At 37.7% G+C, this 14085-nt stretch carries 17 protein-coding genes; 15 read left to right on the forward strand and 2 right to left on the reverse strand.

Annotated features, from left to right (window positions below):
- Positions 1 to 1020, forward strand: a complete 1020-nt coding sequence (locus ACE198_RS03930; RefSeq protein WP_098572657.1) for a SepM family pheromone-processing serine protease — start codon at positions 1 to 3, stop codon at positions 1018 to 1020.
- Between the two features lie 7 nt (positions 1021 to 1027).
- Entirely contained in the window at positions 1028 to 1234 is a 207-nt protein-coding gene (locus tag ACE198_RS03935; RefSeq protein ID WP_375374761.1) for a hypothetical protein, read from the forward strand.
- Positions 1235 to 1243: 9 nt separating this feature from the next.
- On the opposite strand, the gene ACE198_RS03940 is transcribed toward ACE198_RS03935, so the two are convergent.
- On the reverse strand, positions 1244 to 2458 hold the full coding sequence (locus ACE198_RS03940; protein ID WP_375374762.1) for a nucleotidyltransferase: 1215 nt from the start codon (positions 2456 to 2458) through the stop codon (positions 1244 to 1246).
- 254 nt (positions 2459 to 2712) lie between these two features.
- Between ACE198_RS03940 and ACE198_RS03945 the strand changes: the two genes are divergently transcribed.
- The 4 genes from ACE198_RS03945 to ACE198_RS03960 all read left to right on the forward strand — a co-directional run bounded on the left by ACE198_RS03945 (position 2713) and on the right by ACE198_RS03960 (position 5084).
- Positions 2713 to 3234, forward strand: a complete 522-nt coding sequence (locus ACE198_RS03945) for a YceD family protein (protein WP_098572659.1) — start codon at positions 2713 to 2715, stop codon at positions 3232 to 3234.
- A gap of 89 nt (positions 3235 to 3323) precedes the next feature.
- Positions 3324 to 3497 carry a 50S ribosomal protein L32 gene (rpmF, locus tag ACE198_RS03950; protein ID WP_026566356.1) on the forward strand — a complete coding sequence of 58 codons (174 nt, stop codon included), beginning with the start codon at positions 3324 to 3326 and terminating at the stop codon, positions 3495 to 3497.
- 112 nt (positions 3498 to 3609) lie between these two features.
- Complete coding sequence (locus ACE198_RS03955) at positions 3610 to 4371, forward strand: enoyl-CoA hydratase/isomerase family protein (protein WP_375374763.1); 762 nt, start codon at positions 3610 to 3612, stop codon at positions 4369 to 4371.
- Positions 4372 to 4454: 83 nt separating this feature from the next.
- A complete protein-coding gene (locus ACE198_RS03960) occupies positions 4455 to 5084 on the forward strand; it encodes an RsfA family transcriptional regulator (protein WP_251456189.1) in 630 nt (209 codons plus the stop codon).
- A 35-nt stretch (positions 5085 to 5119) separates the two neighbouring features.
- Here ACE198_RS03960 and ACE198_RS03965 read toward each other — a convergent pair whose 3' ends face one another.
- Positions 5120 to 5599: an N-acetyltransferase gene (locus ACE198_RS03965; protein ID WP_098572661.1), complete on the reverse strand. Its 480-nt coding sequence runs from the start codon at positions 5597 to 5599 to the stop codon at positions 5120 to 5122.
- A gap of 235 nt (positions 5600 to 5834) precedes the next feature.
- Between ACE198_RS03965 and ACE198_RS03970 the strand changes: the two genes are divergently transcribed.
- The 9 genes from ACE198_RS03970 to ftsL all read left to right on the forward strand — a co-directional run bounded on the left by ACE198_RS03970 (position 5835) and on the right by ftsL (position 14085).
- A complete protein-coding gene (locus tag ACE198_RS03970; protein WP_375374764.1) occupies positions 5835 to 7172 on the forward strand; it encodes an acetyl-CoA carboxylase biotin carboxylase subunit in 1338 nt (445 codons plus the stop codon).
- A 13-nt stretch (positions 7173 to 7185) separates the two neighbouring features.
- Positions 7186 to 7398 carry a biotin/lipoyl-containing protein gene (locus ACE198_RS03975; protein WP_098572663.1) on the forward strand — a complete coding sequence of 71 codons (213 nt, stop codon included), beginning with the start codon at positions 7186 to 7188 and terminating at the stop codon, positions 7396 to 7398.
- A gap of 19 nt (positions 7399 to 7417) precedes the next feature.
- On the forward strand, positions 7418 to 8959 hold the full coding sequence (locus ACE198_RS03980) for an acyl-CoA carboxylase subunit beta (protein WP_375374765.1): 1542 nt from the start codon (positions 7418 to 7420) through the stop codon (positions 8957 to 8959).
- A 121-nt stretch (positions 8960 to 9080) separates the two neighbouring features.
- A complete protein-coding gene (locus ACE198_RS03985; protein WP_375374766.1) occupies positions 9081 to 9983 on the forward strand; it encodes a 2-dehydropantoate 2-reductase in 903 nt (300 codons plus the stop codon).
- Positions 9980 to 10375 (forward strand): DUF3397 domain-containing protein, encoded by a 396-nt coding sequence (locus ACE198_RS03990; protein WP_098572666.1) that lies wholly within the window; start codon positions 9980 to 9982, stop codon positions 10373 to 10375. The genes ACE198_RS03985 and ACE198_RS03990 overlap by 4 nt, the downstream gene beginning before the upstream one ends.
- 87 nt (positions 10376 to 10462) lie before the next feature.
- A complete protein-coding gene (gene bshC, locus ACE198_RS03995) occupies positions 10463 to 12097 on the forward strand; it encodes a bacillithiol biosynthesis cysteine-adding enzyme BshC (RefSeq protein WP_375374767.1) in 1635 nt (544 codons plus the stop codon).
- 145 nt (positions 12098 to 12242) lie between these two features.
- The gene (mraZ, locus tag ACE198_RS04000) at positions 12243 to 12674 is read left to right on the forward strand and encodes a division/cell wall cluster transcriptional repressor MraZ (protein ID WP_098572668.1); all 432 of its coding nucleotides are present in this window, start codon (positions 12243 to 12245) and stop codon (positions 12672 to 12674) included.
- Positions 12675 to 12737: 63 nt separating this feature from the next.
- Positions 12738 to 13670, forward strand: coding sequence for a 16S rRNA (cytosine(1402)-N(4))-methyltransferase RsmH (gene rsmH, locus ACE198_RS04005; protein WP_098572669.1), 933 nt, complete (start codon positions 12738 to 12740; stop codon positions 13668 to 13670).
- Positions 13671 to 13731: 61 nt separating this feature from the next.
- Entirely contained in the window at positions 13732 to 14085 is a 354-nt protein-coding gene (gene ftsL, locus ACE198_RS04010; RefSeq protein ID WP_098572670.1) for a cell division protein FtsL, read from the forward strand.

The raw sequence follows: 14085 nt of genomic DNA on the forward strand, positions 1-14085 counted from the left end.
ATGCGCAAAAAAATATATATAGGGTCTGCACTAGTTATTACGATTATCTTTGTTTGGGGAATGTTTTATTCATTGCCATACTATGTCTCCAAACCGGGAATGGCGAAGGAACTGGGACCAATCATCAGTGTTGAAGGCGGCGATAAGGATGAAGGAAATTTTATGCTTACGACGGTTAGAATGGGTAGAGCTAATGTTTTCTCTTATATAGAAGCAAAAGTTAGAAAATATGAGGAGCTTTATCCACTTGATATGATATTAAATAAAAAAGAAACCGAAGAAGAATACAATGTACGACAGCTCCATCTTATGGCGGGTTCGAAATTAAATGCCATTGAGGTAGCTTACCGGAAAGCGGGTCTGCCTGTTAAATATAAATATAAGGGAATTTATGTGGTTCAAGTGATTCCTGATATGCCTGCATATGGCAAACTTTCCGCGGGTGATCGGATTTTTAAAGTGGATGGGAAGCAATTTCCTTCCTCGGAAAAATTCATTGGTTACGTGAGTAATAAACATGCTGGTGACAAGGTAGAATTAACCTATTTACGAAATAAAAGTACAAAGACTGTTACATTAAAACTCCAAGCTTTTAAAGAAGATCCTCGAAAGGTTGGAATTGGGATTTCGCTCGTTGATGATAAAGAAATAATGGTTGATCCAAAAGTTAAGGTAAAGACGGATGAAATTGGTGGACCTTCCGCAGGATTCATGTTTTCTTTAGAAATCTATAACCAGTTGACCGACGGTGACCTGACAAAAGGGTATCAGATTGCAGGTACAGGGACCATTGAAGTGGATGGGACGGTTGGTCCTATAGGGGGAATTGAACAAAAAATAGTTGCAGCGGACAAAGCAGGCGCAGAAATCTTTTTAGCCCCGAATGAAAAAGGAATAAAGAGTTCCAATTACCGGGATGCTGTAAAGACGGCCCGTGAGATAAAAACCAACATGAAAATTGTTCCTATTGATACATTTGACGAAGCTGTTAGCTACTTAGAAAAGCTAAAGGAAAAATAATAAAAAGATGGTGCGCCTGCATCATCTTTTTATTATGGTTAAGTTAAGAAATATTGTTGACTTTGGCACCCTGTTGATTGGAGCGGAAGGCGCGAGACTCCTGCGGGAGTACGGGGCTGGGGAGACCCCGCAGGTGCTTAAGCGCCGAGGAGGCTCCCCGCAACGCCCGCGGAAAGCGAAGCGTCTGGAGCGGAAATCAACAGGCCCTTTATAACGGATCTTTTTACTTTATATAAATAGGTGGCTGCTGATATTCTTGATGGATCATTTTATTTTTTAAATGGTTAGGGAGCCCAAGTGAAAAAACCCTTGCTGCTTTAATATCTAGGTTAATCTCTTTTCCTTTAAAAGAAGAAAGTTTCGATATTAGGGGGAGACTAAGATGAGCCTTGTTTTTATTTAGGTATTCTTTGCCCTTGGTGGTCATACCAAGAAGTCTTAAATAAGAGGCTTTTTCTGAGATCATTGCCATGTCCTCTTTTTTTGAATTAGTTAATATATGAACACATAATCTTTGCAGTCTTGTCCAAGTATAACGTTTCGTTTTAATTTTTTGCATAAACTCAAGATATGTATCAGCCTCTCGTGCCGCAGAGAGAAGTCTATTTTCAAGCCCCTCTTCCATTTCATAAATATTCCTCAGCTCTTCAGGGCTCGAATGAATTAAACGAAATTGAAGATAACTCCAATAGTTTTCCCATTGGTGAAATACTTGATAAAATTGTAAATATTCATTTAGCAATTGTTTGGTAGCCTTTGGTACATATTGGTCTATAGCAGATTTTCCATCGCTATCAGCAAAGATAGCTTTTCGGATACTGGTTGCACTTGCAATCGTTGCAGAGGTAAAATCCTGATCATGGTAGTTAGCGTTTTTTCGAGGTATCGTCATTGGGATGACATTCGACTTTTGTTGTTTTATAGCTTTTATGTATTCGAGTCCAAGTATATTATTTGGCTTAGCTAAATCCAAATATTTATCCGAATCTGGCAATTGCCCAAATGCAAGGGATAAAGCTTTCGGATAACTGACACCTGTGCTTAGGAACTGTTTAATGTTTTCATTAAATAGATGTTGCTTCGCTTCTAAGTGATCAATTGTACGAAAGAAATCGGATATGTCTCCGCTCTCGCTTCCAAAACAGAGGCAATGAGTGCCCACTGCATCCAACATTGACACAGCACCATTTGCGAAGGTTTCTGCTTTTTGAGTGGCGAAGCAATAAGGTAGTTCAAAAACAATATCTACTCCATTTAACAATGCCATTTTGGTTCGCTGCCATTTGGACACAAGTGCAGGTTCCCCGCGCTGTAAAAAGTTCCCGCTCATTACTGCAATAACAATATCAGCTTCTGCTGCTTCCTTAGATGCCTGTAAATGATAGGCATGCCCATTATGAAAAGGGTTGTACTCTACGATTAATCCAACAGCTCTCATTTGTTTTCTCCTTAAAACTTTAAAATCTGTGTGATTTTTGCTTTTCTTAACATTATAGCAATATTTTAAGGAAACCAATCAAATTATATGGTAAGATATTAAGGATGTTTGCAAAAGGCTAATCTGGTTAAACTAGTATTGGAAACAGATAGGTGCATTTTGCTTTTTAATCATCTGACGGGGTGTAAAGAAAAAACATTGACAAAAAATTTATCGAAGGCTATAATTACCTTTGTTGCCTTGGGGTGATTCAATTGAAATGGACATTAAGTCAATTACAAAAATATCGAAACAAGGAATTTATTATTGATGAGATAGTTCGTGTGGATGAGATCAAACAAGATGATCCGACCATCCGGGAAGTTTCTCCGATGCATATTACAGGTCGGGGCGATATCGATTCAACAAAAGTAACGTTCCATTTAAAAATCGAAGGTTACTTAATACTTCCATGTTCTCGTACTTTAGTGGATGTTAAACTTCCAATTAATGTCGAAACAACTGAAACGTTTCTCTTGCAAGGTTCAGTTTATGAAACTGAAGAGGAAGCATATCAAGTGAAAGGTGAAGTGATTGATGTGATGCCGATCCTTCGAGAGATTCTTTTACTTGAGGTACCAATGCAAGTTTTTTGCGAAGATGTTAATCGTGAAGATGCTGCTCCACAATCTGGCAAGGATTGGGAAGTTGTTCATGGAGAAGATCAATCTAAAAAAATTGATCCGAGACTAGCAGGTCTCGCAAAGTTTTTCGATGAAAACAATTCTTCTTCGTAAATTTAATCGACAAATCTAAGAAGCAAAGTGAAGACCCAGCATTCCTGGCCTTCATTACTTTCTTAATACTCTTTAAGGAGGTGGGAAGAATGGCTGTACCTTTTAGAAGGACTTCTAAAACTGCAAAAAGAAAACGTCGTACTCATTTTAAATTAAACGTACCTGGTATGGTAAGCTGCCCAAACTGTGGTGAAATGAAACTTTCACACCGTGTATGTAAAGCTTGCGGAACATACAAAGGAAAAGATGTAGTGAACGACTAATTTTAAGGTAAGATAGAAAGCACAAGGGGTTATTTCCCTTGTGCTTTTATCGTTTCTTTGGATTTATACATACTCATTTTTGCGAAATAATAAAGAAGGGCTGTGTTATAGGTTGTCGTACAAAATTGAAAAACGTGATATGGGTTATTTGGTATTTACCATTACTAGAAGTGAAAAAAGAAATGCTATTAATTTTGAAGTCATGGAAGGATTGGCTGAAGCAATAAAAAAATCTTTTCACCCTGATATTAAGGCACTAGTTATTACCGGAGAAGATGATCTTGCTTTTTGTTCAGGGGGAGACTTGTCTGTTTTTCATTCCCTTCGCACAAAGGAAGAAGCTTATCGGATGCTCTCAAAAATGGCGAATATCCTTTATTCGCTGCTTACATTGCCTATTCCGACTGTTGCTCTCATTAATGGAACAGCAGTTGGCGGTGGTTGTGAACTTGCGGCTGCTTGCGATTATCGTATTGCGCGAGAAGGTATATTGGCAGGGTTTATCCAAGGAAAGCAAGCGATAACAACGGGATGGGGCGGAGGTTCAATTTTAGCTGAAAAGCTGCCTGCTTCCATTGCAATGAAGCTTTTAATGGAAGCAGAGATCCAAACTGCCTCATATTTAAAGAAAATTGGGTTTATTAACTCACTATACACGGATGACTCTCTCCAGGCTTGTGATAGATACCTTGGACAGATGATATCTAACGATATAAGTGTATTAAAATCCTATAAAAGAATTTGGATTAGAAAGTGGGAAGAAACAAAACTGCGTGAAAGAATAGATGAAGAGATTAGAGAGTGTGCAACCCTTTGGGAAAGCGAAATTCATCATGAATATGTAAATGCGTTTATACGAAAAAACAATGAATAAAGATGAAAAACACAGGGCTTGATTAAGTCTATCTTTTCTAGTAGATGCATATGTATTATAAAAACACTAGGAGGGATGATTTCATGTCACCGACTCGACAAGATGCATGGTCCCAAGATGAAGACTTGTTGCTTGCTGAGGTTGTGTTACGACACATCCGGGAAGGCGGGACGCAACTGCAAGCATTCGAAGAAGTAGGGAAGCAGCTCACACGTACTTCAGCAGCCTGTGGCTTTCGTTGGAATTCGTTTGTTAGAAAACAATATAAATCGGGCATTGAGTTGGCTAAAAAGCAGCGTAAAGAGTTAAAAAAACAGCCAGTTTCAAATGAAATAGAATCATTTGAAGAACCAGTTAAAGTAGAAGCTGTGCCCTCTCCAACAGGAAATGAACAAGGAAGCACAATTACATTTTCGACGGTGATCCATTTTTTAGAGGGACTCCAACAAAAAGCACTAGCCTCATCCAACAATGAAGCGGAACGGAAGAAATCTAATGAAAAAATCAAAGAGTTGGAAAAAAAGGCATACTACTTGGCAGCAGAAAACGAAAGATTATCTAAAAATTTAAAGGCTATTGAAGAGGATTATCGTTCGTTAATTGAAATTATGGAAAGAGCTCGGAAAATGGTAGTTCTTCAAGATGAGGACCGGCAACAAAAAGTAAAATTCCAGATGGACAAAAATGGTAACCTCGAAAGAGTAGAAAAGTAGAAAAAGCGGACCAAATGTCCGCTTTTTTATTTGTATTAATTATGCTGTTGTGCCTCTACGCCTGAAGGGTACCAAACCAATGGATTTTCTCCGCGGTCACGCTCCATATCGTAATCGACATTCGCAAAGCCCATCTTTTCCCAAAAATCTCTTGATTGTACTCTTGGATTCGTCTTAATCGGGAGACCAAAGCTGCTTTTCGCAAATTCGACAAGCGCCTTGCCATAACCCTTACCTTGATAATCCGGTAATACCTCAAGTTTCCATAACTCTAAGTAATTTTGCGGCGGATAAAAATAGCGGTCAAACTTTGCATCAATTTGGTATAGACTCATTCGAGCTACTAATTTGTCTCCAAAATAAATTCCGTAAAAAGGTGAGTCACTATTATTATCAACCATATTTGCTTCAAGATCTTCAAGCATTGATAATTCTTGAATCCCATATTCTTTGAATTTTTTAAACTCTTCTAGTGTTTTAAAATTTACTTTGAGTCTTTCCACTTTTACTGCCATAGTCAACCTCCTAAATATGATTACTCATAATCTTGTATATATTCATTTGCTCTTGAATAACATGAACTGAAGTAATTTTGGCATTTTTCAAATGAATCACTCTAATTATATAACAAAAACTCAAAAAATTCTTCAAATAAGTTCAGAAAGCGTTTTCAAAAATTGCAGGAAATTCAGAGAATCGTGTAGAAACATATAAATGGTGGAATAAACAGGGTACGAAAGGGGAAAAAGCGTGCAAAAAATTTTAATTGCTAATCGAGGAGAAATTGCCCTTCGGATTATTCGAACCTGTCAGGAGATGGGGATTGAAACAATTGCTATTTATTCCGAGGCTGATAAGGAAATGCCCTTTGTAAAAGCAGCAACTATGGCTTTCTGTGTGGGGGAGCCTCCTGTAAACAAATCCTATCTACAAGTAGATAAAATTTTAGAAATAGCAAAACGAGAGAAAGTAGATGCAATTCACCCTGGTTACGGCTTTTTATCTGAAAATGCTACATTTGCTAAACGAGCAATAGAGGAAGGTATTATTTTTATCGGCCCGAACCCGGCAACTATTGAATTAATGGGTGACAAAATTATTTCTCGTCAGACGATGGAAAAGGCGGGTGTCCCGGTGGTTCCCGGCAGTGGCTGCGGTATAAAAGCTATTGAGGAAGCAATTGTTCTTGCAGATACAATCGGCTTCCCAGTTATGCTGAAGGCAAGCGGCGGCGGCGGCGGGATAGGAATGGTATTTTGTGAAGATGAGCAAGCGCTCGTTAAGTCTTTTGCCCAGACAAAAGCAAGAGCAATGGCCTATTTTGGCTCTGACGAAGTCTTTATCGAGAAGTATATCAAAGATGCAAGACATGTCGAAGTCCAGGTGTTTGGAGACAGCCATGGAAATATTGTTCATTTGTTTGAAAGAAACTGTTCTGTTCAAAGAAGACATCAAAAAGTAATTGAGGAATCTCCGTCACCTTGTTTATCGGACCATTCTCGAAATATGATGTTTGAAACAGCCTTAAAAGCGGCGAGTGCTGTTAATTATACAAATGCAGGAACTATTGAATTTATTGTTGATGAAAAGGAAAATTTTTATTTTCTAGAAATGAACACTCGCCTTCAGGTTGAACATCCGGCAACTGAAATGATAACTGGTCTCGATTTAGTGAAATGGCAAATCCTCATCTCTCGAGGTGAACGGTTACCATTGCTCCAAGATGAAATCACATTGTCAGGTCACGCTATTGAATTTAGGCTTTATGCTGAAGACCCTGTTCGTTTTTTTCCGTCGCCAGGTAAAATCAGCAGGCTTGAATGGGGTCATTCGGCGGGAGTAAGAATTGATTCAGGTTATGATGAAGGAAGTGTGGTTACACCGTTCTATGATCCAATGATTGCGAAAGTTATTATTCACAATGAAACACGTGTAAAAGCATTAGAAGAAGCGGTTCGCTTCTTTAAAGACTTAAAAATTGAAGGGATTAAAACTAATGCACCACTTTTCCTTAATGTACTAACAGATAATGATTTTCAAAAGGGAAAGTACACCACAAGCTTTTTAACCAAAAAATTAGTGAACTAGGGGGAGAATGAAAATGAAAGAAATAACAGCAAGTATGGCAGGTACTGTTTTAAATATATTCGCAGCAAAAGGGAATCAAGTACAACTTGGTCAGGAAGTCGTGATGCTTGAATCTATGAAAATGGAAATTCCAATTGAAAGCACTTCAGAAGGTTTAGTATTAGATGTAAAAGTAAGCATTGGTGATTTCGTTAATGAAGGCGACGTATTGATCGTCCTAGAATAAAGTTTGAGGGGTGAAAATCATGTCTGTAACCAATACATTGAATGAGCAGTTAAATGAGAACCGTAAAATAATTGAAGCTGGTGGACATCCAAAATATCATGAGAAGGCAAAAGAGCAAAAGAAGTTGTTTGTTCGTGAACGTCTTGCCTTATTGTTCGATGAAGGTAAATACGAAGAAGATGGTAAATTTGCCAATTTTCAAGCTGGTGATCTTCCTGCAGATGGTGTTGTCACGGCGATTGGGAAAATTAATGGCCAAACGGTTTGTGTTATGGCGAATGATTCAACCGTTAAAGCTGGTTCATGGGGAGCCAGGACAGTTGAAAAGATTATTCGTATTCAAGAAGTTGCCGAAAAACTAAAGGTTCCATTATTCTACCTTGTTGATTCAGCCGGGGCTAGAATAACAGATCAGTTAGAGATGTTTCCAAATCGTCGCGGGGCAGGAAGAATCTTCTACAATCAAGTGAAACTTTCCGGGATGATTCCCCAGGTTTGTATTTTGTTTGGCCCTTCCGCGGCTGGTGGAGCATACATTCCTGCCTTTTGTGATATCGTCATCATGGTTGACCAAAATGCTTCTATGTATTTGGGGTCACCAAGGATGGCTGAAAAAGTAATCGGTGAAAAGGTTACACTTGAGGAAATGGGCGGTGCGCGGATGCATTGTTCAGTCTCAGGCTGTGGGGATATTCTCGCTTATAGCGAAGAGGAAGCAATCGAGTCAGCCAAAAAATATATCAGCTACTTCCCAGCAAGCTTTAAAGAAAAACCAAAGATGACACCTGGTGTAGAAGCAAAACAAGGCCGCGAGCTGGAAGCGATTATCCCAGAAAACCAAAACGCTCCGTTTGATATGTATGAATGTATTGATAAACTTGTGGATAATTCAAGTTTTTATGAAATTAAGAAATTGTTTGCCCCTGAATTGATAACGGGGTTAGCAAGAATCGATGGAAGACCGATTGGAATTATTGCTAATCAGCCGAAAGTGAAAGGCGGTGTTTTATTTGTAGATTCTGCAGATAAAGCAGCAAAATTCATTCAACTCTGTGATGCTTTTCATATTCCGCTTTTATTTTTGGCAGATGTACCTGGGTTCATGATTGGAACAAAGGTGGAGCGTGCGGGCATTATTCGTCATGGGGCCAAGTTAATTGCAGCGATGAGTTCGGCCACTGTCCCGAAAATTTCTGTCATTGTTCGAAAAGCCTATGGTGCTGGTCTATATGCTATGGCTGGCCCAGCTTTTGAGCCGGATTGCTGTATCGCTTTACCGACCGCACAAATTGCAGTTATGGGTCCAGAAGCAGCAGTCAATGCTGTTTATTCGAACAAAATTAATCAAATAGAAGACCAGAAAGAAAAAATAGCTTTTGTCCAAGAAAAGCATAAAGAATATAAAGAACATATCGACATTTATAAGTTAGCATCGGAATTAATTGTTGATGAAATTGTCGCACCAACAGAATTACGAAATGTTTTGATTCAACGCTTTGCTTATTATGAAACCAAGGATTTTAATTTTAGCATACGTAAGCATCCGGTATACCCCGTTTAACTTTATTGGCCCTATTCGGTGTTTGTCGAATAGGGCTTAATTTTTTTCTAATTCTTAGTAACAAACTATCGTCAGCTTCTGATAGAATATGGGTAAAGACGACTAAAAAAGAGGGATTACCATGAGGGTTGGAATTATTGGTGCTGGGTCAATTGGCCTCCTATTCGCAGCGTATTTTAGCAGGATATTAGATGTTACGGTATACACTAGAACACCAGAACAAGCAACAGAGATAAATAAATATGGAATTGTGCTGAAGAAAAACGGGGAACAAACAATTTCCAACACGAAGGCATTGCCAATAAACGAATGGAAGGGAATTGAGGATCTTACCATCATTTCCATTAAGCAATATCAACTTCGGCCAATTATTGAAAAAATAAATCAGTTGCCCATTCTTCCTAACAATCTCTTATTTTTACAGAATGGTATGGGCCATTTAAAACAGCTTGAAACCATCCCGAACACTAATATTTTTGTTGGTGCAGTTGAGCACGGAGCGCTGAAGGAAAATTCATATACCGTTTCCCATAATGGTGAAGCTGTGACTAAAGTGGCTGTATTTAAAGGGAACCCAACATTTTTGTTTGATTGTATTTCTTTTGCACCATTGGAATTTCCACTTGTTTTTAAGGATGATTATTTTACAATGCTGCAGAGTAAACTAGTTGTCAATGCCGTTATTAATCCATTAACCGCCATCCTCGAGGTGGAAAATGGCAAATTAATAAAAAATGAATACTATTTTCAGGTCCTAAAGAATTTATATTCCGAGGTATCTTCGATTTTAAATTTAGATAATACTGAAGAACAGTTGCAGCAAATTATTACTATTTGTAATAATACTTCTGCTAATCGTTCCTCCATGCTTAAAGATATAGAAGCACACAGAATGACAGAAGTGGATGCAATATTGGGATATATTTTAGAAGTGGCAGAACATAAAGGGATGAAGTCACCTCAAGTGGCTAACCTATATTACTTAATTAAAGGAAAAGAGATGATAAAGGAGGAATACGCTTGATTACTTTTCTATCCTATTTCATTTCTGTTTTCTTTGCGATACCATTTTTAGGATTCCTGTTTGTTTTTATAGTCACGAAACTCGTGACAAAAAGCACGCGAAAGGCAGTTCATATATCACTAGATTCTACAACATTTCTATTTATAATATCTGTTCATTTTTTAATTGTAACTATATGGGAAAAATCATATTTTTGGGTAATAATATTAATTATGATTTTAATTGCGATGATTTTTGTGTTGGTTCATTGGAAAGTAAAAGAAGAAATTCTCATAAAAAAAGTGATAAAGGGTTTTTGGCGTTTTAATTTTCTCCTGTTTCTTCTTGCTTACCTCACCTTAACATTATATGGATTAATTCATCGAGCATTGATTTTTACTTTTACCAACTGAATTATAAGCCAAAGTTTTTTCAAATTAAGTTGGTAGTGGTATACTCTTAACAGAATGAATTTGGGTGATCAGAAAGGAAGTACAAGAATGGAGATTTTAAATCTCTCTTTACCAGCAGCCAATCGGTTTGCTTCGAATTATTTGGAACAATCTCCAGAAATCCAGCCTTTTTTTCATTACCGGTTTAATGATGGAACCGATGATGCCAAACGGGTTGCTGAACTTAGTAACCGATCATTTCCTCGCTTAGAGGTTGCTGAACATATTGAGAGCTTTATGAAGCGGTTTCCATCGTCTGAAGCTGTTATAAAGTCAATCGATAAACTTAAAACAAGTAATAGCCTCGTCGTTATTGGGGGACAGCAGGCAGGTATTTTAACAGGCCCGCTATATTCAATACATAAGGTAATCTCTATTATTAAATTGGCTGAGCAAAAAGAGGCACAGCTTGGCGTACCAGTGGTTCCTGTATTTTGGATTGCGGGAGAAGACCATGATTACCAAGAGGTTAATCATGTGTTTGTACCTGTGAATCAAAAGGTTGATAAATGGACATATCCAGAAAGAGTCCTGCAAAAGAAAATGGTTTCTGATATTCAGTTAAACAAAGAAGTCTGCATTTCTTGGGTACAAAACTTAATAGAGAATTTTGGTGAGACAGAACATACCAATACACTTTTAGCTTTTGCTGTAAAACAAGTATCCATCTCAACTAACTTCGTCGATTTTTTTGCAAATATTATTATGGAATTGTTCAAGGATTATGGGTTATTAATCGTTGACTCAGGTAACAATGAGTTTCGGAAGGTGCAGAAAGAATTTTTTAAAAAGCAAATCCTTAACCATGAAATGATTACACACAAGCTACTGGAACAACAAAGGCGTATTGATGAAAAGGGTTTTCCGGTAACGATTGATGCTAGTGAAAGGAATGCGAACCTTTTCTACTATGATCAGAAAATGAATGATCGGATTTTACTTGAATATGACTGTGATAATGATTGTTTTGTGGGGAAAAATGGGGCTCTCACCTTTTCAAGAGAACAATTAGTGGAGCTTGCTGAGGAGAATCCAGCCTCATTAAGCAATAATGTGGTGACGCGGCCGTTAATGCAGGAATGGCTTTTCCCATCTATTGCTTTTATTGCTGGGCCGGGAGAAATTTCTTACTGGGCAGAACTAAAACTAGTGTTTGAATATTTTCAAATCAAGATGCCCCCTATTGTTCCTCGTTTAAACATTACGTTCCTTGATCGATCTGTTGAAACAGACGTTTCTGAACTACGTTTAAACTTAAATGAAATATTAAGCACTGGAACAGAAAAAGAGAGAATTCAATTTCTTGAAAAAATAAAAGATAAAGAAGTGGTTTCGCTATTTTCCCTTGCAAAAGAACAATTAGTAAATCAGTACCGATTAATAGAAGGTAAGACAGCTGAGTTGGATCGCGGCCTATTACCATTGTTAAAGAAAAATGAAAGTTACTTACTTAAAGAACTCGGGTTTATGGAAGCTAAATTATATGAGGCCGGAAAGTTGAAACACGACAATATCCTTAAAAAATATGATCGTGTGGATCTGTCATTAAGGCCGGATGGTTTTCCCCAAGAGAGGGTTTGGAATATATTTTACTACCTAAATCAATATGGGTTGAATTTAATTCATGACTTAATGTCAGGTACCTTTGAATTTGATGGTCGGCATAAGGTAATAAAAATGTAGAAAACTTCACAGCAGTGAAGTTTTTTTTTGTGTGAAGTTTCTGGATAAAAAAGGATTTCATGGTTTTAAGAAGAATAGTTTAAAAATAGGTGGTGGAAAGTGGGGGAATGTGGTACATTTTTAATAGAAAGTGGGGGTCATGGGTATGTTCATGGGTGAATACCATCACAGCATTGATAATAAAGGCCGACTGATCGTGCCCTCCAAATTCCGCGATGAACTTGGTGAAATGTTTATCATTACACGTGGATTGGATCAATGTTTGTTTGGTTACCCGTTATCAGAGTGGGGGCTGATTGAAGAGAAATTAAAAGGCTTACCTCTGACAAAAAAAGATGCCCGGGCTTTTACTAGATTCTTCTTTTCAGGTGCAACCGAGAGTGAACTTGATAAACAAGGAAGAATTAATATCCCTGCACCACTTTTGCAATATGCAAAGTTGGAAAAAGAATGTGTAATTTTAGGTGTTTCCAATCGAATTGAAATTTGGAGCAAACAGATTTGGGAAGACTATTTTACCGAGTCAGAAGAATCTTTTGCAGAAATTGCAGAAAATATGATTGGCTTTGATATATAATGGATAAATTATGTTAATATATTTTCTGTTATATATTGTTCGATTGGAAAAGGTGGTTACTACATGTTTGAACATACAACTGTGTTGTTAAAGGAAGCTGTTAATGGCTTAAATATTAAGCCTGATGGAATTTATGTTGATTGTACTTTGGGTGGAGCGGGGCATAGTTCGCTTATTCTTTCAAAACTTGGAGCCCGCGGTAAACTATTTGCATTTGACCAAGATGAAACTGCAATTGAACACGCAAAAGAGAAGTTGGCTGAATATGGGGATCGTTTAGAAATCATTAAAAGCAATTTCTTGTATTTGAAAGAAGAACTTGAAAATAGAGGAATTGTTAAAGTGGATGGAGTACTTTACGACCTTGGAGTTTCTTCTCCGCAATTGGATACTCCTGAAAGAGGCTTTAGCTATCATCATGATGCACCACTAGATATGAGAATGGATAATGAAGCCGATATTTCTGCCTACGATGTGGTTAATCATTGGGCCTATGAAGACTTGGTGCGCATCTTTTTTCGTTATGGTGAGGAGAAGTTCTCTAAACAAATAGCTCGTAAAATAGAAGCAGCAAGGATGGTAAAACCAATTGAAACGACGGCAGAATTAGTTGAACTGATTAAGGACGCGATTCCGGCCCCTGCAAGAAGAAAAGGTGGACATCCAGCTAAGCGAGTTTTTCAAGCAGTCAGAATTGCTGTGAATGATGAATTAGCGGTGTTCGAACAGTCAATAAATCAAGCGATTGACATGTTAAACCCTGAGGGAAGAATAAGCGTTATAACCTTCCACTCTCTTGAGGACAGAATTTGCAAAGCAGCCTTTAAGAAAGCAAGTGAAACTCCTAATTTACCTCCTGGTTTACCAATCATTCCTGATGAGTATAAACCGATATTAAAGTTAATTTCGCGGAAGCCGATCCTTCCATCTGATGAAGAATTAGAGCAAAATAATCGCGCTAGATCTGCTAAGCTAAGAGTTGCCGAAAAGCTGTAAGGAAAAATTCAGAAATTCAAAACTAGATTTAAAAATAAATAATAAGCTGGAGGGGAAGAGTTTGAGTAATCTTGCCAGGAAGAATGTAGAACAGCAACACACGGAGGAGAAAGTCCAACAAAAGAGACAAGTCATTATTAAAAAATCCTGGCTCACTCCAGGGGAAAAAATTATTGGAATAGTCTTTGCTGGATTTGTATGTTTTGGTGCCGTTCATATTATTTCAAATCAAGCAAAAATTTATGATGTTAACAAAGATATACAAATTATGGAAGCTAAGGTATCGGAACAACAGAAAGTAAATAGTGATTTGCAGGTTCAAGTAAGCGAATTAAGTGCATACGATCGAATTTATAAAAAGGCCAAGGAAATGGGCCTAATTAAAAACGAAAATAACGTCAAGGTAGTGCATTAG

The sequence above is a fragment of the Neobacillus sp. KR4-4 genome (genome assembly GCF_042136325.1).
GTDB lineage: Bacteria > Bacillota > Bacilli > Bacillales > Cytobacillaceae > Neobacillus.